General features: G+C 71.2%; 26 protein-coding genes. 18 read left to right on the top strand and 8 right to left on the bottom strand.

The genetic code is table 11. The features are described 5' to 3' along the window. Positions 1–45: 45 nt before the first annotated feature. Positions 46–900 (top strand): SDR family oxidoreductase, encoded by an 855-nt coding sequence (locus tag ACZ56E_RS16050; RefSeq protein ID WP_471214569.1) that lies wholly within the window; start codon positions 46–48, stop codon positions 898–900. 50 nt (positions 901–950) lie between these two features. Here the strand turns inward: ACZ56E_RS16050 and ACZ56E_RS16045 are convergent, their stop codons facing one another. Further along, entirely contained in the window at positions 951–2,135 is a 1,185-nt protein-coding gene (locus tag ACZ56E_RS16045) for a YihY/virulence factor BrkB family protein (RefSeq protein ID WP_468602310.1), read from the bottom strand. Positions 2,136–2,152: 17 nt separating this feature from the next. Between ACZ56E_RS16045 and ACZ56E_RS16040 the strand changes: the two genes are divergently transcribed. The 16 genes from ACZ56E_RS16040 (at position 2,153) to ACZ56E_RS15965 (ending at position 17,202) form a co-directional block, all read left to right on the top strand. After that, entirely contained in the window at positions 2,153–3,787 is a 1,635-nt protein-coding gene (locus ACZ56E_RS16040) for an acyl-CoA dehydrogenase family protein (protein WP_468602312.1), read from the top strand. Positions 3,788–4,099: 312 nt separating this feature from the next. After that, positions 4,100–5,398: a GAF domain-containing protein gene (locus tag ACZ56E_RS16035; RefSeq protein ID WP_471214566.1), complete on the top strand. Its 1,299-nt coding sequence runs from the start codon at positions 4,100–4,102 to the stop codon at positions 5,396–5,398. A 23-nt stretch (positions 5,399–5,421) separates the two neighbouring features. Then, positions 5,422–6,009 (top strand): GNAT family N-acetyltransferase, encoded by a 588-nt coding sequence (locus tag ACZ56E_RS16030; RefSeq protein ID WP_468602316.1) that lies wholly within the window; start codon positions 5,422–5,424, stop codon positions 6,007–6,009. Between the two features lie 116 nt (positions 6,010–6,125). Beyond that, the gene (locus tag ACZ56E_RS16025; protein ID WP_317850486.1) at positions 6,126–6,209 is read left to right on the top strand and encodes a putative leader peptide; all 84 of its coding nucleotides are present in this window, start codon (positions 6,126–6,128) and stop codon (positions 6,207–6,209) included. Between the two features lie 147 nt (positions 6,210–6,356). Further along, a complete protein-coding gene (locus tag ACZ56E_RS16020) occupies positions 6,357–8,054 on the top strand; it encodes a nitrite/sulfite reductase (protein WP_471214563.1) in 1,698 nt (565 codons plus the stop codon). Continuing rightward, positions 8,051–8,230 (top strand): hypothetical protein, encoded by a 180-nt coding sequence (locus ACZ56E_RS16015; RefSeq protein ID WP_362999064.1) that lies wholly within the window; start codon positions 8,051–8,053, stop codon positions 8,228–8,230. The genes ACZ56E_RS16020 and ACZ56E_RS16015 overlap by 4 nt, the downstream gene beginning before the upstream one ends. Continuing rightward, entirely contained in the window at positions 8,227–8,940 is a 714-nt protein-coding gene (locus tag ACZ56E_RS16010) for a phosphoadenylyl-sulfate reductase (RefSeq protein WP_471214561.1), read from the top strand. Before ACZ56E_RS16015 ends, ACZ56E_RS16010 begins: the two co-directional genes overlap by 4 nt. Then, positions 8,940–9,521: an adenylyl-sulfate kinase gene (cysC, locus tag ACZ56E_RS16005; RefSeq protein ID WP_471214559.1), complete on the top strand. Its 582-nt coding sequence runs from the start codon at positions 8,940–8,942 to the stop codon at positions 9,519–9,521. The genes ACZ56E_RS16010 and cysC overlap by 1 nt, the downstream gene beginning before the upstream one ends. Positions 9,522–9,612: 91 nt before the next feature. After that, positions 9,613–10,551 carry a sulfate adenylyltransferase subunit CysD gene (gene cysD, locus ACZ56E_RS16000; protein ID WP_471214558.1) on the top strand — a complete coding sequence of 313 codons (939 nt, stop codon included), beginning with the start codon at positions 9,613–9,615 and terminating at the stop codon, positions 10,549–10,551. A gap of 2 nt (positions 10,552–10,553) precedes the next feature. Next, positions 10,554–11,927 carry a sulfate adenylyltransferase subunit 1 gene (locus tag ACZ56E_RS15995; protein ID WP_468602326.1) on the top strand — a complete coding sequence of 458 codons (1,374 nt, stop codon included), beginning with the start codon at positions 10,554–10,556 and terminating at the stop codon, positions 11,925–11,927. 238 nt (positions 11,928–12,165) lie between these two features. Continuing rightward, positions 12,166–13,269: an aliphatic sulfonate ABC transporter substrate-binding protein gene (locus ACZ56E_RS15990; protein ID WP_471214556.1), complete on the top strand. Its 1,104-nt coding sequence runs from the start codon at positions 12,166–12,168 to the stop codon at positions 13,267–13,269. A gap of 36 nt (positions 13,270–13,305) precedes the next feature. Next, entirely contained in the window at positions 13,306–14,097 is a 792-nt protein-coding gene (locus ACZ56E_RS15985; RefSeq protein ID WP_468085356.1) for an ABC transporter ATP-binding protein, read from the top strand. Further along, a complete protein-coding gene (locus ACZ56E_RS15980; protein ID WP_471214555.1) occupies positions 14,084–14,992 on the top strand; it encodes an ABC transporter permease in 909 nt (302 codons plus the stop codon). Before ACZ56E_RS15985 ends, ACZ56E_RS15980 begins: the two co-directional genes overlap by 14 nt. Further along, positions 14,989–15,762, top strand: coding sequence for a sirohydrochlorin chelatase (locus tag ACZ56E_RS15975; RefSeq protein WP_471214829.1), 774 nt, complete (start codon positions 14,989–14,991; stop codon positions 15,760–15,762). Before ACZ56E_RS15980 ends, ACZ56E_RS15975 begins: the two co-directional genes overlap by 4 nt. 11 nt (positions 15,763–15,773) lie before the next feature. After that, positions 15,774–16,631 (top strand): SCO6745 family protein, encoded by an 858-nt coding sequence (locus ACZ56E_RS15970; RefSeq protein ID WP_471214554.1) that lies wholly within the window; start codon positions 15,774–15,776, stop codon positions 16,629–16,631. Positions 16,632–16,686: 55 nt separating this feature from the next. Then, positions 16,687–17,202 (top strand): GNAT family N-acetyltransferase, encoded by a 516-nt coding sequence (locus tag ACZ56E_RS15965; protein ID WP_471214553.1) that lies wholly within the window; start codon positions 16,687–16,689, stop codon positions 17,200–17,202. An 18-nt stretch (positions 17,203–17,220) separates the two neighbouring features. Here the strand turns inward: ACZ56E_RS15965 and ACZ56E_RS15960 are convergent, their stop codons facing one another. From ACZ56E_RS15960 to ACZ56E_RS15930, 7 genes are all read right to left on the bottom strand, one after another. Further along, the gene (locus ACZ56E_RS15960) at positions 17,221–17,823 is read right to left on the bottom strand and encodes a mycothiol-dependent nitroreductase Rv2466c family protein (RefSeq protein ID WP_471214551.1); all 603 of its coding nucleotides are present in this window, start codon (positions 17,821–17,823) and stop codon (positions 17,221–17,223) included. A gap of 78 nt (positions 17,824–17,901) precedes the next feature. Next, on the bottom strand, positions 17,902–18,270 hold the full coding sequence (locus ACZ56E_RS15955; protein ID WP_471214550.1) for a nuclear transport factor 2 family protein: 369 nt from the start codon (positions 18,268–18,270) through the stop codon (positions 17,902–17,904). Beyond that, entirely contained in the window at positions 18,263–18,811 is a 549-nt protein-coding gene (locus ACZ56E_RS15950; protein WP_471214827.1) for a DUF1697 domain-containing protein, read from the bottom strand. Before ACZ56E_RS15950 ends, ACZ56E_RS15955 begins: the two co-directional genes overlap by 8 nt. A gap of 76 nt (positions 18,812–18,887) precedes the next feature. Beyond that, the gene (locus ACZ56E_RS15945; RefSeq protein ID WP_471214548.1) at positions 18,888–20,096 is read right to left on the bottom strand and encodes a S8 family peptidase; all 1,209 of its coding nucleotides are present in this window, start codon (positions 20,094–20,096) and stop codon (positions 18,888–18,890) included. A 285-nt stretch (positions 20,097–20,381) separates the two neighbouring features. Beyond that, positions 20,382–21,374 carry a CDP-alcohol phosphatidyltransferase family protein gene (locus ACZ56E_RS15940; RefSeq protein WP_471214546.1) on the bottom strand — a complete coding sequence of 331 codons (993 nt, stop codon included), beginning with the start codon at positions 21,372–21,374 and terminating at the stop codon, positions 20,382–20,384. A 209-nt stretch (positions 21,375–21,583) separates the two neighbouring features. Then, positions 21,584–22,801: a macrolide-inactivating glycosyltransferase gene (gene mgt / locus ACZ56E_RS15935; RefSeq protein ID WP_471214544.1), complete on the bottom strand. Its 1,218-nt coding sequence runs from the start codon at positions 22,799–22,801 to the stop codon at positions 21,584–21,586. A gap of 71 nt (positions 22,802–22,872) precedes the next feature. Continuing rightward, positions 22,873–23,274 (bottom strand): MarR family winged helix-turn-helix transcriptional regulator, encoded by a 402-nt coding sequence (locus ACZ56E_RS15930; protein ID WP_471214825.1) that lies wholly within the window; start codon positions 23,272–23,274, stop codon positions 22,873–22,875. Between the two features lie 182 nt (positions 23,275–23,456). Here ACZ56E_RS15930 and ACZ56E_RS15925 point away from each other — a divergent pair, with 182 nt between their 5' ends. Beyond that, a complete protein-coding gene (locus ACZ56E_RS15925; protein ID WP_471214542.1) occupies positions 23,457–24,515 on the top strand; it encodes a hypothetical protein in 1,059 nt (352 codons plus the stop codon). Positions 24,516–24,529: the final 14 nt, after the last annotated feature.

Raw genomic sequence — 24,529 nt, 5'->3', positions numbered from 1 at the left:
GCCGATTGACTGACGTACATGACGAACAAGGCGAACACAGCAGGCATGACGAACACAGCGGGCATGACGGCCACGGCGGGCATGACGGTTCTGGTGACGGGTGCGGGCGGGCGGGTGGGCCGCCGGGTGGTGGAGTCCGCCGAGGCCGCGGGCCTGACGGTACGGGCGGCTTCGCGGTCCGGCGCGGTCCGGTTCGACTGGGCGGACCGGTCGACGTGGGCGGACGCGCTGCGGGGCGCGGACGCGGCGCACCTCGCGTATCTGCCGGACGTCGGGGCGCCGGGTGCGGCCGACGCGGTCGGCGCGTTCGCCCGGCAGGCGGTCGACCTCGGCGTACGGCGGCTCACGCTGCTCTCGGCGCGGGGCGAGGCGCAGGCGCACGCGACGGAGCGGGCGGTGCGGGACGCGGGGGCGGAGTGGACGGTGGTGCGGGCCAGTTGGTTCGCGCAGAACCTCAGCGAGGGCCCGCTGCTCGACGGGATGCGGGGCGGGGAGCTGGTCTTCCCGGCCGGCGAGGTGCTGGAACCCTTCATCGACACCCGGGACGTCGCGGACGTGGTGGTGGCCGCGCTGACCGGCGGCGACCGGTTCACGGGCCGGACGCTCGACCTCACCGGGCCCCGGCTCCTGTCGTTCCGGCAGGCGGTCGCGGAGGTCGCGGCGGCGGCCGGGCGGGACATCGCCTATGTGCCGGTGTCCGCCCATGCGTACGGGGCGGCCCTCGCCGGGTTCGGGGTGCCCGCCGAGGAAGTGGAGTTCCTGGTCGAGCTGTTCGAGACGAACCTCGACGGCCGCAACGCGCAGCTCTCCGAGGGGGTGCGGGAGGCACTGGGCCGGGCGCCCAGGGACTTCGCCGACTTCGCCCGCGAGTGCGCGGGGGCCGGGACCTGGACGTCTTGAGCCCCGGCTCCCGGGGTGGGGTTCCGGGGCACTGCCCCGGACCCCGCTCCTCAATCGCCGGGAGGGCTCTCGTCCGAGCCGCCCGCCCCCGGCCGCTTCGCGTGCTTCCCCTGCTTCGCCGGCGTCCGCAGCCGCGACGTGACGTCGTCCGGCGGCAGGAAGCGCGACCAGCGTTCGGGGAACTCGGACGGCATCTCGGCGTCGTCCGCGTCGTCGGGGTCCTCGCCGTACCCCGCCGCCTCGCGCGCGGCCGCGCGGGCCACCACCTCCGCGGCCTGCGCCTCCCTTATGCGGTCGTTGGCGGCGCGGGCCACGGCCGTGGCGACGGACGGCCAGACCCGGTCGATCGCCGCGTTGACCGCGGCGCCGACCAGGACCGCGAACGCCGAGACACCGATCCACAGCAGCACGGCCACCGGGGCCGCGAGCGAGCCGTAGATGGTCGGGCCCTCCACCGTGCTGGTGAGGTAGATGCGGAGCAGGAAGCTGCCGAGCACCCACATGGCGAGCGCGATCAGCGCACCCGGCATGTCCTCCACCCACGGCGAACGCACCGGCACGGACACGTGGTAGAGCGTCGTCAGGAAGATCACGGAGAGGATGACGACGACGGGCCAGTAGAGGATCTGGACCACCGTCGTGGAACCGGGCAGGAGTTTCACCACCGCGTCCGGGCCCGCCACCATCAGCGGCAGCGCGACCGAGCCGATGAGCAGCGCCACCAGGAACAGGCCGAAGGCGAGTATCCGGGTCTTGACGATGCCGCGCACGCCGTCGAGGCCGTACATCACGGTGATGGTGTCGATGAAGACGTTGACGGCGCGCGAGCCGGACCACAGGGCGAAGAGGAAGCCGATGGAGATGACGTCGGGTCTGCTGACCCGCATCACGTCGTCCAGTATCGGTTCCGCGATCTGGTGGACGCCCCGGTCGGACAGGATCGTGCGGGACGCCTCCAGGATGTTGTTCTGGACGCTGGCGATGGTGTCCGCGCCGGTCCACCGGTCGACGTAGGCGAGCAGGCCGATGAGGCTCAGCAGCAACGGTGGAACGGAGAGCAGCGTGAAGAACGCAGCCTCGGCCGCGAGCCCCAGGATGCGGTACTCGATGCACGAGTTGACGGTGTCCTTGAGCAGCAGCCAGGCGGTCCTGCGCTTGGAGACGTTCCGGTAGAGAGCGCGGGCCCGGTTCCAGCGGCCCGACGGCCGCCCGGGTGTTTCTTTTGCCTGGTGCACCTCCTTACCGTAGCGGCATGGCAGCCAGCACCCACACAGTGACCAACCAGGCTCCGCCCCTGGTGGGATATGACGTATTCGCGTCCGACCGGGCCCTCGTGGAGGGCGTCGAGCGGCATCTGGACCCGGCGCTCCTCGACACCGCCCGCGACGAACTCTCCCGGCTCGGCCGCACCGCGGGTTCCGCCCAGGCACAGAGGTGGGGAGAGCAGGCAAATGAGAATCCGCCCGTTCTGCACACGCATGACCGTTACGGGAACCGGATCGACGAGGTCGACTTCCATCCGGCCTGGCACCGGCTGCTCGGCAAGGCCGTCTCCGCTGGCCTGACCACCGCCTGGTCACGGCCCGGCGGGCATGTGCGGCGGGCCGCGGGGTTCCTGGTGTGGACGCAGGCCGAAGGGGGGCACGGGTGTCCCGTCTCGATGACGCACGCCGCGGTGCCCGCGCTGCGCGCCGACCCGGCACTCGCCGCCGAGTGGGAGCCGCGCCTCTCCTCGACCGTGTACGACGAGGGGCTGCGCCCGGCGTCGCAGAAGGCCGGTGTCCTCTTCGGGATGGGCATGACGGAGAAGCAGGGCGGCAGTGACGTGCGGGCCAACACGACGCGCGCGCAGGCGCTCGCGGAGGACGGGACGTATGCGCTGACGGGGCACAAGTGGTTCTGTTCGGCGCCCATGTCGGACGGGTTCCTGGTGCTCGCGCAGGCCGAACAGGGGCTGACGTGCTTCCTGGTGCCGCGCGTCCTGGAGGACGGCACGCGGAACCCGTTCGCCATCCAGCGGCTCAAGGACAAGCTGGGCAACAAGTCCAACGCGTCGAGCGAGGTGGAGTTCGACGGGACGTGGGCCCGCCGCGTCGGCGACGAGGGACGCGGGGTGCGCACCATCATCGAGATGGTGGCGGCGACCCGGCTGGACTGCGTGATCGGTTCGGCGGCACTGATGCGGCAGGCCGTGGCGCAGGCGGTGCACCACGCCACGTACCGGGAGGCGTTCGGCGGCAAGCTCGTCGACAAGCCCCTCATGCGCAACGTACTGGCGGATCTGGCGCTGGAGTCCGAGGCGGCCACGACGCTCGCGCTACGGCTCGCGGCGGCGTACGACGACGGGGGCGAGCAGGAGCAGGCGTTCCTGCGCCTCGCGGTGCCCGCCGCGAAGTACTGGGTGACCAAGCGGTGCACGCCGCTGGTCGGCGAGGCCCTCGAATGCCTGGGCGGCAACGGCTATGTGGAGGAGTCGGGCATGCCGCGGCTGCTGCGCGAGGCGCCGCTCAACTCGATCTGGGAGGGCTCGGGGAACGTACAGGCGCTGGACGTCCTGCGGGCGCTGCAGCGCGAGCCGCGGGCCCTCGACGCGTTCCTCCAGGAGGTCGGCGCGGCGCGCGGCGCCGACCACCGCCTCGACGGTGCGATCAAGGACCTGCTGACCGAACTGGCCGACCTGGACGGCATCGAGGGCCGGGCGCGCCGGCTGGTGGAGCGGATGGCGCTGGTGCTCCAGGGGTCGCTGCTCGTGCGGTACGCGCCTTCGGAGGTGGCCGACGCGTTCTGTGCCTCACGGCTCGGCGGGGACTGGGGCGCGGCGTTCGGCACGCTGCCGCACACGCTCGATCTGGCCACCGTGGTGGCACGGTCCGCGCCGGGGGTCTAGCCGGCCGCTCCGTCAGTGGGGGGAGAGCCTGTGGCGGTCCCCGGGCCGACACGGGGGTGGTGCTGCGCCGACACGGCACCACCCCCGCCCTTCAGGCCCCTTGAGGAGCGTGAGCACCGCACGGGCGGTGTGGTGTCCAGATTCGGGCACCGGCCGGGCGTTGGCCAGAGTTGCAGGAGGTTGCAACTCACCGTGACGTCCGGAGGATTCGGCACCCCGATGCGGCCCCCGGGGACGCGCGCAGGGGGCACGATGGGTGCCTGCCCTCCGCACTGCCTCCACACTGGTCTGGCCGGAAAGGACCCCGTGGTCATGAACGCCCCGTCGACGATCGACCTCGCGCGGATCTCCGCCATGGACCTCGCGCACGCCGCGCACCTCCTGAAGGGGGTGCGCGACGCCACGCTCTCCGGGCAGCGGCCGCGGGTCCTGCCGCGTCCGGTGATCGGCGACTCGTGGGGGCGGATGCTGCTCGGCGGGGTCGACCCCGACCACGACTTCCGGTCCCGGCTGCTGACCGAGGAGGAGCTGGAGGAGCGCCGCCGCACCTCGCCGCTCCTGGAGATCCTGCCCGTCCTGCGCAACTCCCTGGTCTCCGTGGCGGACGCCGCGCAGCACATCATGGTCGTCTGCGACGCGGACGGGCGGGTGCTGTGGCGCGAGGGCAGCGCCGCGGTGCTGCGCCAGGCGGACGCGCACGGCCTGGCGCTGGGCGCGGACTGGAGCGAGAGCGTCGTCGGCACGAACGGCCTGGGGACTCCGCTGGTGGTGCGCCGTCCCGTGCAGGTCTTCTCCGCCGAGCACTTCGTGCAGACCCACCACCCGTGGACGTGCACCGGCGCCCCTGTGACCGACCCGCGCGACGGCAGGCTGCTCGGCGTGGTCGACGTGAGCGGGCCGCTGCGGACCATCCATCCGGCGACCCTCGCGCTGGTCGACTCGGTGGCCAAGCTCGCCGAGGCCCGGCTGCGGGACCGGCACGTGACGGCGCTCGACCGGCTGCGCGCGGTGGCGGCGCCGGTCCTCGCCCGGCTCGACGGGCGGGCGCTCGCCGTGGACGCGCACGGCTGGACCGCCGCGGTGACCGGCATGCCCCCGGCGGACCGCCTCGCCCTGCCCAAGTCCTTCGGCCCGGGCCGCACCTGGCTGCCCTCACTCGGCGCCTGCCTGGTGGAGCCGTTGTCCGGTGGCTGGCTGCTGCGCGTGGAGGAGCCCGGAGACGTGCCCAGGCCGGTCGGCGCGACCCGGCTCGTCCTGGACGTGAGCAGCCCGCGCCGCTGGACGCTCTCGGTGCTCGGCGGCGCCCACGACTGGACGCACGAGCTGAGTCCGCGCCACGCCGAACTCCTCTATCTCCTGTGCACCTACCGCACCGGGCGCACCGCTTCGGGCCTCGCCGAGGACATGTTCGGCGACCCGGCGCGCACGGTGACGGTCCGCGCCGAGCTCTCGCGCGTCCGGCGCTACCTGGGCGGCCTGCTCGCCCACCGGCCCTACCGCTTCCACGAGGACGTCGACGTCGACGTGATCATGCCGGAGCGCCCGGTGGACCTGCTGCCCCACTCGACGGCCCCGGCGGTCCGCGCGGCAAGACGGGTCGCGGAGCCCTGAGCGGCCATGATTCTCTGTGCCGCATGAGCATCACAGTCACCACCTGGTCCCTCGAGCAGACGTCGCCCACCGACCTGCTCCCGGCCGCCGCACCCGACGGCGACATACGGATCGTGCGCGCCGAAGTGCCCTCGCCCGAGTTCAGCAGGTTCCTGTACGCGTCCGTCGGCGGGGACATCCACTGGACCGACCGGCTCTCCCTCACCTACGCCGAGTGGCAGAAGCTGCTGGCGCGGCCGGGCGTGGAGACCTGGGTCGCGTACGAGAAGGGGACGCCCGCCGGATACGTGGAGCTGGCGGCCCGGGGCGAGAACGGGGACGCGGCGGAGGGCGTCGTCGAGATCGTCTACTTCGGTCTGCTCCCCGCCTTCCGGGGGCGCCGCATCGGCGGCCACCTCCTGTCGTACGGCGTCGCGCGCGCCTGGGACCTGGCCGGGCGGTGGCCGGGGCTCGCGCCGACCGAGCGGGTCTGGCTGCACACCTGCTCCAAGGACGGCGAGCACGCCATGGAGAACTACCAGCGGCGCGGCTTCAAGCTGTTCGACACGAAGGTCGAGCAGGAGGCGGAGATTCCGGCCCCCGGGCCCTGGCCGGGAGCCCACCGCGCCTGAATCCCGGCTGAAGCACGGAAGTGACCCACGACACCGTTGTCCACGATACGGGACAACGGTGTCCGCATTTTGGATAATGCTGGACTGGGCCGAAAGTCCCATGACACGCTTCCGGCATGGATCGCACTGGAAACGCCTTGGTGAGTCGACGTCACGTCGACCTCGGCCGCATGTCCAGCGCCATGTGTCCGGCCTGCTGATCGACTCAGCACCGCCGCACCCCATCCACTGATCCCCCTCCCTGCGCAGCGCCGCGCGCACGTCCCGATCCCTGCCCAGCAGGTCCGGGAACGTGCCATTTTCGCAGGTCAGAGTTGCTTTCCCGCTGCCCCGAAGGACGTACCAGCATGGCCGCCACGCCAGAGAAGCCCGCCCCAGCCACGCCCCGCCGCAAGGCGAGCCGTCACCGCGGCGAGGGCCAGTGGGCCGTAGGTCACTTCACGCCGCTCAACGGGAACGAGCAGTTCAAGAAGGACGACGACGGTCTCAACGTGCGGACACGTATTGAGACGATCTACTCGAAGCGCGGATTCGACTCCATCGACCCGAACGATCTCCGTGGCCGGATGCGCTGGTGGGGCCTGTACACCCAGCGCAAGCCCGGGATCGACGGCGGCAAGACCGCGATCCTGGAGCCGGAGGAGCTGGACGACGAGTACTTCATGCTCCGGGTGCGCGTCGACGGCGGGCGGCTGACCACCGAGCAGCTGCGCGTCATCGGCGAGATCTCCCAGGAGTTCGCGCGCGGCACCGCCGACCTCACCGACCGGCAGAACATCCAGTACCACTGGATCCGCATCGAGGACGTCCCCGAGATCTGGCGGCGGCTCGAAGCCGTCGGGCTCTCGACCACCGAGGCCTGCGGTGACACGCCCCGCGTGATCCTCGGCTCCCCCGTGGCGGGCGTCGCCGAGAACGAGATCATCGACGGCTCCCCCGCCATCGACGAGATCCAGCGCCGCTTCATCGGCAACCCCGACTTCTCGAACCTGCCGCGCAAGTTCAAGAGCGCGATCTCCGGCTCCCCGCAGCTCGATGTCGCCCACGAGATCAACGACATCGCGTTCGTCGGCGTCCACCACCCCGAGCACGGCCCCGGCTTCGACCTGTGGGTCGGCGGCGGCCTCTCCACCAACCCCAAGCTCGGGGTGCGGCTCGGCGCCTGGGTGCCGCTCGACGAGGTGCCGGACGTGTTCGGCGGCGTCATCGGCATCTTCCGCGACTACGGCTACCGCAGGCTGCGCAACCGCGCCCGCCTGAAGTTCCTCGTCGCCGACTGGGGCCCGGAGAAGTTCCGGCAGATCCTGGAGGACGAGTACCTGCAGCGCAAGCTCGTCGACGGGCCCGCCCCCGAGCAGCCCGCCGGCACCTGGCGCGACCACCTCGGCGTCCACCGGCAGAAGGACGGCCGCTTCTACGTCGGCTTCGCGCCCCGCGTCGGCCGCGTCGACGGCGCCACCCTCACGAAGATCGCCGAGGTCGCCGAGGCGCACGGCTCGGGCCGGCTGCGCACCACCGCCGAGCAGAAGATGATCGTGCTCGACATCGAGCAGGACCAGGTCGACTCGCTCGTCTCCGCCCTCGAAGCACTCGACCTGCGGGTCGACGCCTCGCCCTTCCGGCGCGGCACCATGGCCTGCACCGGCATCGAGTTCTGCAAGCTCGCCATCGTCGAGACGAAGGCGCGCGGCGCCTCCCTCATCGACGAACTGGAGCGCCGCATCCCGGAGTTCGACGAGCCGATCACCATCAACATCAACGGCTGCCCGAACGCCTGCGCCCGCATCCAGGTCGCCGACATCGGCCTCAAGGGCCAGCTCATGCTCGACGCCGACGGCAACCAGGTCGAGGGCTACCAGGTGCACCTCGGCGGCGCCCTCGGGCTCGACGCCGGCTTCGGCCGCAAGGTCCGCGGTCTGAAGGTCACCGCGGCCGAACTGCCCGACTACATCGAGCGGGTTCTCAAGCACTTCCAGGCGGAGCGCGAGGACGGCGAGCGCTTCGCCACATGGACCGCCCGCGCGTCCGAGGAGGCCCTCAAGTGAGCGAGCGTGCCGCCCCGTTCCACTGCCCCTACTGCGGCGACGAGGACCTGCGCCCCCACGAGGCCGGTCACGGCGCCTGGGAATGCGCGGCGTGCAACCGGGCCTTTCAGCTGAAGTTCCTCGGGCTGCTCGCCCGGGGCGTTCAGCACACCAGCAGTGGAGAGAACCAGATATGACGACCGCTCAGGACAAGAAGGCGCGCACCGACGACGAGTTGAAGGCACTCGCCGAGCAGGCCGGGCGCGACCTGGAGGACGCCTCCGCCCTCGAGGTCCTCCAGTGGGCCGCCGAGACCTTCGGGACACGCTTCTGCGTGACCTCCTCGATGGAGGACGCGGTCGTCGCCCACCTCGCCTCACGGGCGATGCCCGGCGTCGACGTCGTGTTCCTGGACACCGGCTACCACTTCCCGGAGACCATCGGGACCCGTGACGCCGTCGAGGCCGTCATGGACGTCAACGTCATCACCCTGACGCCGCGTCAGACCGTCGCCGAACAGGACTCGGTGTACGGGGCGCGACTGCACGACCGCGACCCGGACCTGTGCTGCAAGCTGCGGAAGGTGCAGCCCCTGGAGGAGGGCCTCGCGGGATACTCCGCGTGGGCCACGGGACTGCGCCGCGACGACTCGCCGGCCAGGGCCAATACCCCGGTGGTCGGCTGGGACGAGAAGCGCCGCAAGGTCAAGATCTCGCCGATCGCCCGCTGGACGCAGGACGACGTCGACGCGTACATCGCCGAGCACGGCGTCCTCACCAACCCGCTCCTCATGGACGGCTACGGCTCGGTGGGCTGCGCCCCCTGCACCCGCCGCCTCCTGGAGGGCGAGGACGCGCGGGCCGGCCGCTGGGCCGGGAACGCCAAGACCGAGTGCGGGATCCACTGATGGCCGCGCCGCAGACTCAGCAGCAACAGACCCGGGAGAACCACGTGACGACCGGAGCCACCGTCTGGCTCACCGGCCTGCCCAGCGCCGGCAAGACCACCATCGCGTACGAACTGGCGGGCCGGCTGCGCGCGGAGGGCCGCCGTGTCGAGGTGCTCGACGGCGACGAGATCCGTGAGTTCCTCTCGGCGGGCCTCGGCTTCAGCCGCGAGGACCGGCACACCAACGTGCAGCGCATCGGCTTCGTCGCCGAACTCCTCGCCCGCAACGGCGTATTGGCGCTCGTCCCGGTGATCGCGCCGTTCGCGGACAGCCGCGAGGCGGTGCGCAAGCGCCACCAGGCGGGCGACACCGCGTACGTCGAGGTGCATGTCGCGACGCCGGTCGAGGTGTGCTCCGTACGGGATGTGAAGGGTCTGTACGCCAAGCAGGCGAAGGGTGAGATCTCCGGCCTGACCGGCGTCGACGACCCGTACGAGGCACCGGACTCGCCCGACCTGCGCATCGAGTCGCAGAACCAGACCGTGCAGGAGTCGGCGGCGGCCGTCCACCAGCTGCTCACCGAGAGGGGTGTCCTGTGAGCGACGCATGCGCGGCCGCCCGGCCGCAGATGACCACGAAGCCCGCGCCTCTGCGCCGCGCAGGCGGAGAAGCGAACGAAAGGGGTGCGGCATGACCACTGTTGCCACAGTGACCGACGAGGGCACCGACAGCCCCTACGCGCTCAGCCATCTGGACGCCCTGGAGTCCGAGGCGGTGCACATCTTCCGCGAGGTGGCGGGCGAGTTCGAGCGGCCGGTGATCCTCTTCTCCGGCGGCAAGGACTCCATCGTCATGCTGCACCTGGCGCTGAAGGCGTTCGCCCCTGCGGCGGTCCCCTTCTCGCTGCTGCACGTCGACACCGGGCACAACTTCCCCGAGGTCATCGAGTACCGCGACCGGGTGGTCGCCGAGCACGGGCTGCGGCTGCACGTCGCGTCGGTGCAGGAGTACATCGACGCGGGCAAGCTGCGCGAGCGCCCCGACGGCACCCGCAACCCGCTGCAGACCGTGCCGCTCACCGAGAAGATCCAGAGCGAGAAGTTCGACGCGGTCTTCGGCGGCGGGCGCCGCGACGAGGAGAAGGCGCGGGCCAAGGAGCGGGTGTTCTCGCTGCGGGACGAGTTCTCGCAGTGGGACCCGCGCCGCCAGCGCCCCGAGCTGTGGCAGCTCTACAACGGCCGCCACGCCCCCGGCGAGCACGTCCGCGTCTTCCCGCTCTCCAACTGGACCGAGCTGGACGTGTGGCAGTACATCGCCCGCGAGAAGATCGAGCTCCCGCAGATCTACTTCGCGCACGAGCGGGACGTGTTCCGGCGCTCCGGGATGTGGCTGACCGCCGGTGAGTGGGGCGGCCCCAAGGAGGGCGAGACGGTCGAGCGGCGGCTGATCCGCTACCGCACGGTGGGCGACATGTCCTGCACCGGCGCCGTCGACTCCGACGCCACCACGCTGGACGCCGTCATCACCGAGATCGCCGCGTCGCGGCTGACCGAGCGCGGGGCGACGAGGGCCGACGACAAGCTCTCCGAGGCCGCGATGGAAGACCGCAAGCGCGAGGGGTACTTCTAACCATGAGCAAGAGCACCACTGAGCCGGTCCAGCCGCTCTCCACCGAGCAGTTGTCGGCCACCACCCTGCTGCGGTTCGCCACCGCCGGCTCCGTCGACGACGGCAAGTCCACCCTGGTGGGCCGCCTCCTCCACGACTCCAAGTCGGTCCTCACCGACCAGCTGGAGGCCGTGGAGCGCGTCTCCCTCGGCCGTGGCCAGGAGGCGCCCGACCTGGCGCTGCTCACCGACGGTCTGCGGGCCGAGCGCGAGCAGGGCATCACCATCGACGTCGCCTACCGCTACTTCGCCACGGCCCGGCGCCGGTTCATCCTCGCCGACACCCCGGGGCATGTGCAGTACACCCGGAACATGGTCACCGGCGCCTCCACGGCCGACCTCGCCGTGGTCCTCGTCGACGCCCGCAACGGCGTCATCGAGCAGACCCGCCGGCACGCCGCCGTCGCCGCGCTCCTGCGGGTGCCGCACGTGGTGCTCGCCGTGAACAAGATGGACCTCGTCGCCTACGACGAGACCGTCTTCGCGAAGATCGCCGAGGAGTTCACCGCGTACGCGGGCGAGTTGGGCGTGCCGGAGATCACCGCGATCCCGATCTCGGCGCTCGCGGGCGACAATGTCGTCGAGCCGTCCTCGAACATGGACTGGTACGGCGGCCCCACCGTCCTGGAGCACCTGGAGACGGTCCCGGTCAGCCACGACCTGACCACCTGCCACGCGCGCCTGCCCGTCCAGTACGTGATCCGCCCGCAGACGCCCGAGCACCCCGACTACCGGGGCTACGCGGGCCAGATCGCGGCCGGCGCGTTCCGGGTCGGCGAGTCCGTGACCGTGCTGCCCTCGGGGCGGACCTCGAAGGTCACCGGGATCGACCTGCTGGGCACCCCGGTGGACGTGGCGTGGACGCCGCAGTCCGTGACGCTGCTCCTCGAGGACGACATCGACATCTCGCGCGGCGACCTGCTCGTGCCCACCGGCGACGCCCCGCCGACCACGCAGGACGTCGAGGCCACCGTCTGCCACGTCGCGGACACCGCGCTCACCGTCGGCCAGCGGGTGCTGCTCAAGCACACCACCCGCACGGTCAAGGCGATCGTGAAGGAGATCCCGTCGCGGCTCACCCTCGACGACCTCTCCCAGCACCCCGAGCCCGGCCGGCTCGTCGCCAACGACATCGGCCGCGTCAAGGTCCGGACGGCCGAGCCGCTCGCCCTCGACTCGTACGCCGACTCGCGCCGCACCGGCTCGTTCCTGCTCATCGACCCGGCGGACGGTACGACGCTCGCGGCGGGCATGGCGGGCGACGCGTTCGCCGCGCCCACCGACGCCGTGCCGGAGACCGGCCCGGCCGCCGCCGACGACGAGGGCTGGGACTTCTGACCATGACCTACGTCGACGTGTTCGCGACGTTCGCGAAAGAGGGCGGGCGCATCGGCAGCGGCGCCCTCGGCAGCGGGCAGGGCGGGGTGGCGCGATGTGCTCGATGACGTACGCGCACCGCATGCGCGCCCTCTCCCGCCCCTTCCTCGTGGGCGCCCCCGTACGAAGACGAAGACCTGCCGACCTCCCGGCCACGACCTGACGGCGTGAGACCGGGCCAACGAGAGGACCACCTCCCGTGCCTGCACCACGCACCCGACTCGCCGCCCTCGCGGCCCTGCCCCTGCTCGCCCTGGCGCTCGGCGCCTGCGGCTACGGCTCCGAGGCGGCCGACGCCGACGAGAAGTCCAAGGTCGCCGAGGGCGCCGAGAAGATCGACGGCCTGGACAGCGTGAAGATCGGGTACTTCCCGAACCTCACCCACGCCACCGCCCTCGTCGGCAGCCAAGAGGGCCTGTTCCAGAAGGAGCTCGGCGGCACGGAGGCGAAGTACTCGCAGTTCAACGCGGGCCCCTCCGAGATCGAGGCGCTCAACGCGGGCTCCATCGACATCGGCTGGATCGGCCCGTCCCCCGCCATCAACGGCTACACCAAGTCGCAGGGCAAGAACCTGCGGATCATCGGCGGCTCCGCGTCCGGCGGCGTGAAGCTCGTGGTGAACCCCGCGAAGATCAAGTCCCTGGCCGACGTCAAGGGCAAGAAGATCGCGACACCGCAGCTCGGCAACACCCAGGACGTCGCCTTCCTCAACTGGATCGCCGAGCGGGGCTGGCAGGTCGACGCGCAGAGCGGCAAGGGCGACGTGTCGGTCGTCCGCACCGACAACAAGATCACCCCGGACGCCTACAAGTCCGGTTCCGTGGACGGCGCCTGGGTGCCCGAGCCGACCGCGTCCAAGCTGGTCGCCGAGGGCGGCAAGGTGCTGCTGGACGAGGCCGACCTGTGGCCGGACAAGAAGTTCGTGATCACGAACATCATCGTGCGGCAGGAGTTCCTGAAGGAGCACCCGAAGGTCGTCGAGGCCGTGCTGCGCGGCGCGGTGAAGACCAACGCGTGGATCGAGAAGAACCCGGAGAAGGCCAAGGCGGCCGCGAACGCCCGGCTGAAGGCGGACTCCGGCAAGGCGCTGCCCGCCGACGTGCTCGACCCGGCGTGGAAGTCGATCGAGACGACCGACGACCCGCTGGCCGCCACCCTCGAGGCGGAGGCGGACCACGCCGTCAAGGCCGGCCTCCTGGAGAAGCCCGACCTCAAGGGCATCTACGACCTCGGCCCGCTGAACAAGGTTCTCAAGGCCGCGGGCGAGTCCCCGGTCGACGACGCCGGTCTCGGCGTCAAGTAGCCCCGGACCACGACCCGTTCCCAGGAGGTGACGACCATGGCGACCACTCTCGCCACGGCCGCGGAGGACACCCGCACCACGGCCGGACACGCCGCGCGGATCGAGCACGTCTCGAAGTCCTTCGGCGGTCCCGCCGGACCCCAGCTGGTCCTGGACGACATCACGCTCGATGTCGCGCCGGGCGAGTTCGTCACCCTCCTGGGAGCCTCCGGCTGCGGCAAGTCGACGCTGCTCAATCTGGTCGCGGGGCTCGACGAGCCGTCCGCGGGCAGCATCGCGACGGACGGCCGCCCGGCCCTGATGTTCCAGGAGCACGCCCTCTTCCCGTGGCTGACCGCGGGCAAGAACATCGAGCTCGCCCTGAAGCTGCGCGGGGTGCCGAAGGCCGAGCGCCGCCCGAAGGCCGAGGAGCTGCTCGAACTCGTCCGGCTGCAGGGCGCGTACGGCAAGCGGGTGCACGAGCTGTCCGGCGGCATGCGCCAGCGGGTGGCGCTGGCCCGCGCGCTGGCCCAGGACAGCCGGCTGCTCCTGATGGACGAGCCGTTCGCAGCGCTCGACGCGATCACGCGCGATGTGCTGCACGACGAGCTGACCCGCATCTGGCGCGAGACGAACGTCTCCGTCCTCTTCGTCACGCACAACGTCCGCGAGGCCGTGCGCCTCGCCCAGCGCGTCGTGCTCCTCTCGTCGCGTCCCGGCCGGGTGGCGCACGAGTGGCGGGTCGACATCCCGCACCCGCGCCGCATCGAGGACACCGCCGTGGCGGAACTGTCCGTCGAGATCACCGAACAACTGCGTGGGGAGATCCGCCGCCATGGCCAGCACTGAGACGACAGGACCGGTCAAGGAGGCCGGGGACGGCCAGGACCTCGCCGGCCTGGAGGCGGGCCTCGACGCGCTGGAGACGAAGGCGGGCCCCGTCCGCACGCCGGTGCGGCAGGTGCTCGTCCAGAAGGTGGTGCCACCGCTCACCGCGGTGCTCCTCGTCCTGCTCGTGTGGCAGGCGCTGGTCTCCTTCAAGATCGTCGACGATCCGACGAAGCTGCCCTCGCCGTCCGCGGTGTGGGACGAGGTGACCGAGGCGTGGCTCCAGGGCACGCTGCTCGACTACATCTGGACCTCCGTCTCGCGCGGTCTGCTCGGCTTCCTGCTCGCCCTGACGATCGGCACACCGCTCGGCCTGGTCGTCGCGCGCGTGCGGTTCGTCCGGGCCGCGATCGGCCCGATCCTCTCCGGTCTGCAGTCGCTGCCTTCGGTGGCGTGGGTGCCGCCCGCGGTGCTGTGGCTGGGCCTGGAGAACAAGATGATGTACGCCGTCATCCTCCTCGGCGCGGTCCCCTCGATCGCCAACGGCCTCGTGTCCGGCGTCGACCAGGTGCCGCCGCTGTTCCTGCGCGCGGGCCGCACGCTCGGCGCGACGGGGCTGCGGCACACCTGGCACATCGTGCTCCCCGCGGCGCTGCCCGGCTATCTCGCGGGGCTCAAGCAGGGCTGGGCCTTCTCCTGGCGCTCGCTCATGGCCGCGGAGATCATCGCGTCCTCGCCGGAGCTCGGCGTGGGGCTCGGCCAGCTCCTGGAGAACGGGCGCAACGCCAGCTCCATGCCCATGATCTTCCTCGCCATCCTGCTCATCCTGATCGTCGGCGTCGCCATCGACCTGCTGATCTTCAGCCCGCTGGAGCGGCGCGTCCTGCGCAGCCGCGGCCTCCTCGTGAGGAGCTGAGTCCCGTGCACCGTCCCGTCCTCCTCGTCGTCGCCCACGGCAGCCGCGACCCGCGGCACGCCGCGACCGTGCACGCGCTGGTGCGCCGGGTACGGTCGCTGCGCCCCGGGCTGCGGGTGGAGACGGCCTTCCTGGACTTCAACGCCCCTTCCGTACCGGCGGTGTTGGAGCGGCTCGCGGCCGAGGGCGTACGCGACGTCGTGGCGCAGCCCCTCCTCCTGACGCGGGCGTTCCACGCCAAGGCGGACATCCCCGCGGTGCTGCGCGAGGCGCCGCCGGTGCTGCGCGTCCGGCAGGCCGCGGTGCTCGGCCCTTCCCCGCTGCTCCTCTCCGCCCTGGAGCAGCGGCTGTACGAGGCGGGGCTCGACCCCGCCGACAAGTCCTCGACCGGGGTCGTCCTGGCCTCGGCGGGGTCGTCGGACCCGGAGGCGATCGCAGTGATCGCTGATATCGCGCGGGAGTGGCGGCACACCGGTTGGTGCGCCGTGCGGCCTGCGTTCGCCTCCGCGTCCCTGCCGCGCACGGAGGACGCCGTGCGGGAGCTGCGGGCCGTCGCCGGGGTGCGGCGGGTGGCCGTCGCGCCCTACGTCCTGGCTCCCGGTTTCCTGCCGGACCGCATCGCGCGGGGCGCGGCCAACGCCGACGTCCTGGCCGACGTCCTCGGGCCGGCGCCGGCGGTCGCGCGGCTCCTGGTACGGCGCTACGACGAGGCGTATGCGCCTGGCACCTGCCCCGTTGCTCCCCTGGCGCGGACTCCCGCACTGGCCTAGCTTGTGGGTTCATGACCCCGAGCCGATCCCGCACGCTGTGGCTGCGCACCGAACCCCTGCACGCGGTGGTCTACTTCGAGGACCGCTGCCGCGGCCTCGGCAGAGCCGTGGGCCTCAAGGGCTTCTGGATGGGGTACTTCGCGGCCCGTACGGCCCCGATGGGCCGCGTCGGACCCGGGGTGGCCGCCGCGGCACTGGGTGTCTTCGCGCCCGGCATGGTGGCGCGCGCCCTGCCGTCCGCGTGGGAGTACGCGTCGCCGGACCGGGTCGTCGAGGAGCGCGCCCGCCTCACGGCCGCCGCCCTGCGCCAATTGGTGCCGTCGGTCGGCACGTTGGCGGCCGCCGTCAACGGTCCCCTGATGGCCATGGTGGAGGACGCCCCGTCGCTCGCCCGCCCGCTGTTCGCCGCCAACCGCGACCTGGCGGACCGCACCGACCCGGTCGAGCGACTCTGGCAACTGTGCACGTGCGTCCGCGAGTTCCGCGGCGACGCCCATGTCGCGGTCCTCGCCGACCGCGGCCTGGACGCCCGCGAGAGCCTCGTCCTGGCCGCCGCGACCGACCGGGTGGACGCGGCGGGAATCCGGCAGGACCGGGGCTGGACCGAGGAGGAGTGGGAGGTCTCCGTGGACCGGATGCGCGGCCTCGGCCTGCTCGACGCGCTGGGCCGGGTCACGGAACGGGGCCTGACGGAGCGGGAGTTGATCGAGGACGACACGGACCGCCTCGCGGCACGGATGCTGCGCCCGCTGCACCACAAGGAGACGGAGGCGCTCCTCACCGCGCTGGAACCGGCGGCGCGCCACGTCCTGGAATCGGACGTCCTGCCGTTCCCGAACCCCATCGGACTGCCGCGGGCGGTCGGCTGACCGTCGCACGGGAATCCGTTTGCACCCCCGTGTGCCGCCCCCTACCGTCACGCGGATGACACCCGAACTGCGGTCCGCACGCCTTGCCCTGTCGCCCTATGCCCCCTCCGACGAGGCGGACTTCGTGGCGCTGTTCCAGGACGAGGCTGTGGGGCGCTGGTTCGGCGACGGGATGCAGAGCGAGGCGGAGGACCGGGCGCTGTTCGGCCGGATCTTCAGCCATGTGTACGCGGAGGAGCGCTTCGCCGTCTGGGCGGTCCGGTACGAGGGACGCTATGTGGGGCACGCCGAGGTCAAGCCCTCACCGGAAAGCTGGCTCGACGGCCACGAGATCGTCTACGGCCTCACCAGGGAGACCTGGGGCCTAGGCCTCGGCACCGAACTGGCCCGGCTCCTCACCTCGTACGGCCACGAGACCCTGGGCCTGCCCGAACTCCACGCGACCGTCGACTCGGAGAACACCCCCTCCCTCTCCGTCCTCCAGCGCCTCGGCTACACGCAGACCCGCACGATCCCCGAGGAGACCGGCGCGACCACTCTCCAGCTGACGTCGCGGATCGCTGTGGGCTGAACGCCTGCCGTCGGGGCCTCAGGAATAGTCGAGGCCGCCGGTGCGGGTGCGCTTCAGCTCGAAGAAGTCCGGGTGGCCCGCGAGGACGCGGAAGCTGTCGAAGAGCCGAACCGCCTCCTCACCGCGCGGGATCGCGCGCAGCACGGGCCCGAACCAGACGGTGCCGTCGACGTGGATCGTCGGCGTGCCCACATAGCCGCCGGCCTCGGGATCCTTGCCCGCGTCGTGGCTGCGGCGCAGCACGTCGTCGTACGAGTCGTCGTGCGCCGCCTCGGCGAGATCGGCCGGCAGCCCCAGCTCGGCCAGTGCCTGCGCGGCGACCTCCCCGAAGTCCTCGTTCCCGTCCTGGTGGACGCGGGACCCGAAGGCGGTGTAGAGGTCGCGGAGGACCTTGTCGCCGTGCCGGTCGGCGGCGGCCGCGGCGATTCTGGTCAGGGTCAGGGAGCGGTCGACCAGGTCCCGGTACCAGTCGGGGAGTTCGTTGCCCTCGTTGTGGAAGTAGAGGCTCATCACGTGGAAGCGGACGTCGAGGTCGCGGTGGGGTTCGACCTCGAGGATCCAGCGCGAGGTGATCCAGGCGAAGGGGCAGGCCGGGTCGAAGTAGAAGTCGACAGTCGTCATGCCCCGACCCTATGCGGCGAATGGCACCTGTCCTTGGGCCATTCCCCGCACCTGAGCACGGGCCAATTCCGGGCCCGGTCAGTCGTCGGTGAACGGTGTGGCCTGGTGGAACCAGAGGCGCCAGGTGCCGTCGGTGCGGCGCCACAGGGAGCTGCGGTGGGCGCGGCGGCCGTTGTTGTCGGTGTCGAAGGTCAGGTGGACCAGGTCGTCGGCGAGTTGGACGCCCCTCATGCGGGAGGTCGTGAAGGGGCGGGTGCCGGGGTCCGGGGTCGCCGTGAGGATCCGTACGATCGACGCGCGGTCCCACTGTGCGCCGGATGCGCCGAACTCGGTGAACTCCGGGTGGAGCAGCGCCCCGAAGAGTTCGGGCGATGCGCGCACCTCGGGGTCGATGAGTCGCAGTTCGCCCTCGATGGCGGCCTGGACCGCGGCGGTGGGGTCAGTCACGGGTCATCTCCACGAGCCGGGTGACGGTGTTCCAGTTGCGGGTGGTGGCGACGACGCCCTTGGTCAGGGCGGGTCTCGCCAGCTGTTCGGCGAGCTTGGAGCGGCCGAGGCCGTCGGGGGCGTACAGGTAGAGGACGCGGTCGCCGAGTCTGAACTCCTCCGGCAGGTACGCCGGTTGGTCGAGGGACGCGAAGCGTTCGTCGGTGACCGGGGCGGAGAAGTAGGTGACGTGCAGCTGCTTGGGCTGCAGGTCGGCGGCGGGGAACGGGCAGGCGTCGGCCACCGCCTTCAGGTAGGCGCTGTCGCGCACGATGACGTCGACGGCGAAGCCGAGGCGCTCCTCGATCGCCGCCCGCACCTCGGCCGCCAGCGACTCCTCGTCGCCGTGGCCGGCGGTGAAGACGGCGTTGCCGCTCTGCAGATACGTCCGTACGCCGCCGTGGCCGAGCCCTTCCAAGAGCGCCCGGAGGTCGGCCATCGGCACCTTCTTGTGGCCGCCCACGTTGATGCCGCGCAGCAGCGCCGCGTATGTCCTGATCATCATGCGCACACGATAGAGCGGCCGCCGTGCCCCGTGGGGGTGGGCACGACGACCGCGGCTCAGTGGGCGGCGAGGGCTACTCGACGACCTTCAGGAGCTTGTTGGGCGTGCCCTCGCTCGGGTTGGAGATCTTGTCGGGCGTGGCGCCGTCGGTCAGCGCCTTGGCGACGTCCGCGGGCTTGGCGTCCGGGTGGGCGGCGACGTAGACGGCGGCGGCGCCCACGACGTGCGGGGTCGCCATCGACGTACCGGAGATCGTCTTGGTGGCGTCGTCGCCGGTGTTCCAGGAGGACGTGATGTCCGAGCCCGGGGCGTAGATGTCCACGGCGGAGCCGTAGTTGGAGAAGTCCGACTGCTCGTCGTCCTTGGTGGAGGAGGCGACCGTGATGGCCTCCTTCACGCGGGCCGGGGAGCCCTGGGAGGCGTCGGTCGACTCGTTGCCCGCGGCCACGGCGTAGGTGACGCCCGCGGCGATCGACTTCTGGACGGCCGCGTCGAGCGCTTCGTCCGCTCCGCCGCCGAGGCTCATGTTGGCGACGGAGGGGCCCTGGTGGTTCTTGGTGACCCAGTCGATGCCCGCGACGACCTGCTCGGTGGTGCCCGAGCCGTTGTCGTCGAGCACCCGGACGCCGACGATCTTCGCCTTCTTGGCGACGCCGTGCGCCTCACCGGCGATGGTGCCGGCGACGTGCGTGCCGTGGCCGTTGCCGTCGTCGGCGTTGTCGTCGTTGTCGATGGCGTCGAAGCCGGAGACCGCGCGGCCGCCGAAGTCCTTGTGGCTGACGCGGACACCGGTGTCGATGACGTACGCGGTGGCGCCCTCACCCGCGGCGTCGGGGTAGGTGTACTTCTTGTCGGCCGCGGTGTCCGCCTGGTCGATGCGGTCCAGGCCCCACGACGGCGGGTTGTCCTGGGTGGCGTCGATGGTGAACTTCTTCGACTGGACGACCTTGCCGACGGACGGGTCGGCGGCCAGGCGCTTGGCCTCGGTCTCGCTCAGGCCCTTGGCCGAGAAGCCGTTGATCGCGGAGGAGTAGTTGCGCTTCAGCTCGCCGCCGTACTCCTCGGCCAGGTCGGACTTGCCGGCCTTGTCGACCTTCTCGTCGAGCATCACGATGTAGCTGCCGGCCACGGCGCCCTTGGCGTCCAGGCCGTACACCTTGCCCTCGGCGGGGGTGGCCGCACCGGCGAAGGAGGTCGCGAAGACGGTGACACCGACCGCGGTGGCGGCGGTGGCTATCGCGGCGGTGAGCTTCATCGTGCGGGCACGCTTGTGAGTTGCCATGAAGAGGGGTCTCCTCAGTGCTGTGTGGGGGGATGTGGGGGGTTTGTTCAGCTGTTTCGCGCAGGGCCTGCCACGGCGACAAGTTCGTCGCGACGCCCCTCGAGAGCCGGAAGATCTCCGGGTGTTGGGACGAAACCCTGTCTGATTGACGCGCGCAGATCAATACCTACATACAGCTGTGACTTGTTCAACAAGGTTCCGTAATAACAAACCGGATCTGTGCTGCCGGACCGGACATCCCGGACCGGCACACCCCCAACTCCCGGTAACAGCAGGCCTTTCGCGTCACACCGCAGTCGGGACCTTCTGCTCCTCGAAGGAGTCGATCGTCCGCGTGAAGTCACGGGTCGAGAGCAGCAGCTTGTAGATGATGGCGAGCTCGAAGACCAGCAGGAGCGCGCCCGAGACGATCGTCGCGGGGATCACCGCGTCGAAGAGCGGGCCGATCATGAAGACGCCCATCTGGAACTCGATCCCGCTCACCAGGTGCGCGCGGATCCGGTGGCGCAGCAGGAAGGAACGCGCCCGCAGATACGCGGGGAACTTCCGCCGGAACTCCTGGTGCAGGTCGATCACCTGAGCCTTGGGAGCCACCGCCGCCGCCTCCCCCTCGGCGCCGGCCTCCTGGGACGGCTGCGGGGCGTAGGGCGCCTCGCCCACGGCCCGCTGCAGGTCCTGCTCGATGTCCGCCGAGGGGTTGTCCCGCAGCAGGTCCTCCATGAAGGCGAGCTCCGCGTCGTTCTGCGCGCGCCGGGCGGCCCGCATGCGCGTCTTGATCTGCTTGCGCATGGTGTGCCGGATCTTGAAGATCTCCAGCGAGTTGATGTAGCGCAGGGTGTCGAGCGCGACGACGGCGAGCGCGAGCCAGATGTAGAGGGTGTCGCCGGTGCGGTCGTACTGCCCCCACATCAGCGCGACGCCGCACACCATGACGCGGATCCGGTCGAAGACGAAGTCCAGCCAGGCACCGAAGACCGAGCCCTGCCCGGTGAGCCGGGCGACCTTGCCGTCCATGCAGTCGAGGATGAAGCTGAAGTGGTAGACCGCCGCACCGAGGGCGAGCCACTTCCAGTCGCCGAAGGCGAAACACGCCGCCGAGCCGAGCCCGAGAAGGAACGCGCCCCAGGTGATCTGGTTCGGCGTGATCCGCGTGTACTTGGCGGTGAGGCGCACGAGCGGCGTGGCGACCGGGTCGACAAGCAACACGGTCCACCACGCGTCACGCTTCTTCTCGGTGATGCGGCGCACCTCGGCGAGGGGCGGTATGTCTCGACGCATGGGGGTCAACTTCCTGGCGTTCGGCGAAAGTTCACCTCACGCTAGGAAGTAGTTCGCCCAAGGAACAAGATCTACGCTGTGCAACCTTTGACCGGGGGTAACGGTCAACCTTTCAGGGCGAGTCAATGGGCCTCCCAGCACGGTGGCGCGTTATCAGAGCGTTATCCAATAACTGGGCCGCCGAGGGAACCGCGTCACGCAGCGTTACGTCAGGGCCGCCCCGCCCGCGCCTTCGCCAGCTCCTCCTCGATGAGGTCGGCCGCCCGCTCCGTGCCGCCCTCCCCCGCCATCGACCGCTGGACCTCCGCGAGCCTGCGGGCCACTTCGGGGTCGCCGACCAGTGCGAGGACCGCCTCGCGCAGCGTCTCTGCGGTGGCCTCCGCCATCGGCACGTGCCGTGCGACGCCCAGCCCCTGGAGCATGTCCGCGTTGCCGAACTGGTCCGTGGCCAGCGGCACGGCCACCATCGGCGTCGCGGTCGCAAGACCTTCCTGACTGCCGCCCGCACCGGCGTGGGTGATGAAGGCGTCGGCCTTTTTGAGGACCGCCAACTGCGGCACCCAGGGGTGCACCTCTACGTTCGCCGGTACGTCCCCGAGCTCGCCCGCGTCGACGTGCTTGCCGACCTGGAGCACCACGTGCCAGCCCGGCAGGTCCCCGAAGGCCTTGACGCACTCGCGGTAGAAGGCGGGCTGCTTGGTGAAGGCCGAGCCGAGCGAGACGAGCAGCACCTTCTCGGCGTCCGCGGGCCGCTCCCAGCCGCCCTGCGCCGCCCGGTCGCCCTGGCAGGCGCCGACGAAGGTGTGGACGCTCTCGTCGACCCGGTCGGCGTTCGGCTGCAGGGCCTTCGGTATCAGCACGAGGGAGCGCGGCGGCCTGGCGACGAAGGGGTCCGGCTGCTGGGTGATGCCGTTCTCGGCGAGCCAGCCGATGAAGCGGTCGTAGTACGCCCGGCCGCGCTCGGTCTCCTTCAGCTCCGCGTACATCGGCTCGACGACCTCCTCCTCGTAGCCGTCCCAGGCGACGAGATTCGGCGAGAGCGAGATCTCGGGGACGCCCCAGCGGCGGGCGAGGACGCGGGCCGGATAGGAGGTGATGTCGTACAGGACCAGGTCGGGCTCGTCCCCCTCATAGGCGCGGGCCAGCTCCGGCAGGACCTGGATCGCGTCGGCGAGGAACGGCTCGATGTTGTCGATCAGCTCGGTGCCCCAGTCGTCCGGGTCGTCGTCCGGGGAGGGCAGCGTCGTGGCGTACGGCCGGGGCTCGGCGCCGGTCTCGGCGACCTTGTCCACGAAGGCGTGCGGAATGGCGTACGTGACGCGGTGGCCGCGCGCGACGAGCTCGCGGATCACTTCGAGGCTCGGGTTGACGTGCCCGTGGGCGGCGATCGAGAACATGGCGATGTGGGCAGGCCGGGAAGAGGTCATGTCCAGACCCTAAGCGAGACGAGACGTCTCGTGCAAGAAGAATCCCCGCTCAGGTGGGATCCGTGCTCCCGCTACGCCGGGTTGTCGTCGGCCGCCGCCGCCTCGTTGTAGCGGAGCAGATACTCGGCGAACCGCGCCAGGTCCTCCCCGGTCCACCCCGCGAGCCGCTCCTGGAACGCGACCCGGCGGGCGGCGCCGACCTGAGCGAGGACCTCGTTGCCCCGGTCGGTCGGATGCAGGACGTGCACCCGGTGGTCGGCCGGATCGAGCCGGCGCTCGACGAGCCCCGCCTTCTCCAGCGCACCCACCTGCCTGCTGATGGTCGACTTGTCGAGCGTGTAGTGCGCGGCCAGGTCCGTGGCCCGGCAGCCCCCCTGGTCTTCGAGATGGCTGAGCAGCGTGAAGGACACGAGCGAGAGCTCGGGGTGCATCCGCGCGGCGGTGGCGCGCGCCCGCCGGGCGAACGCCGTCATCTCCCGCTGGATGATCTCGATGGACTCGTCCCGGACGCCGGCCTGCGCGTCGGCCCCGGACCCGTCTCTATCGGTCACGATTTCTCCCTCTCCACGAATGGTTGTAGAGTACAACATAAAGAGAGTTGTATATGCCAACCATCTCGGTCGAACCCGAGCAAGCCGAGTAACCGGAGTCCCCCATGTCCGCCACCCCCGCGGAACCCGCCGCCCGACTGCGCGACGTCCTGCGCCACGTCCTCCTCCACCTGGTCACCCCCCTGCTGATGTGCCTCGGCATGGGTCTCGCCTATATGGGCGCGTTCGTCACGCCCGAGCCGAACGACATGCCGATCGCCGTCGTCGGTTCGGGACCGCAGACCCAGGTCTTCGCGCAGACCGTCAAGGACAAGGCGGGCGACGCCCTCGACGTGCGTACCCTCGGCTCGCGCGAGCAGGCCGTCGACGCGCTCGAGTCGCAGGACATAGCGGGCGCCTACGTGCCCGACGCGAAGTCGCCCGAGCTGATCGTGGCCACCGCCGGATCCGACATGAGCGCGACGGCCGCGCAGAAGATCTTCACGCCCGTCGCGGCGGAGCACGGCAAGCCCCTGAAGGTCACCGACGTGGCCGCGCCGGTCGCGGACGACCCCACGGGCCAGGGCCTCTTCTTCCTGCTCGTCGCCGTGAGCATCGGCTCGTACGCCTCGGTGGCGGTGCTCGGCGCGGCGGGCGCGGGGCTGCGGATGCGGGCCCGCGCGGGGCTCGTCGTGGGTGTCTCCTTCGCCGTCAGCCTGATCGGCGCGGCACTCGCGGGCCCGGTCTTCCACCTGGTGCACCAGGGTCTTTGGGGCGTGTGGGCCATGTGCTGGCTGTACGCCGCGGGCATCCTCTTCATCGGCGTCGGACTGCACACGTTCCTGAAGCGCTGGACGACGCTGGCGATGATGGTGCTCTTCGTGATGCTCAACTTCACGTCGTCCGGCGGGCTCTTCCGCCCCGAGCTGCAGAACGGCTTCTTCGGCTCCCTGCACGCCTTCTGGAACGGCGCGGGCTTCGTCGAGGGCATCCGCAGCCACCTCTACTTCGGCGGCCACGGGCTCGGCGGCCACGTCTGGACGCTGGCCGGCTGGCTGCTGCTCGGCCTGGTCGTGGTCGGCGTCGCGGGGCTGTGGGAGCGGCGCGGGCGCGCTGCGGTGGCCCCGGCGGCCGCTCAGGACGCGCAGCTGGAGGAGGAGATGGAGGAGTCGGTCGCGGTGTGACGTCGGGTGTTCCC

The organism is Streptomyces sp. NPDC039480 (assembly GCF_055597165.1).
The sequence above is the reverse complement of the archived record's forward strand: the minus strand, read 5'-3'. Positions and strand labels throughout refer to the sequence as shown.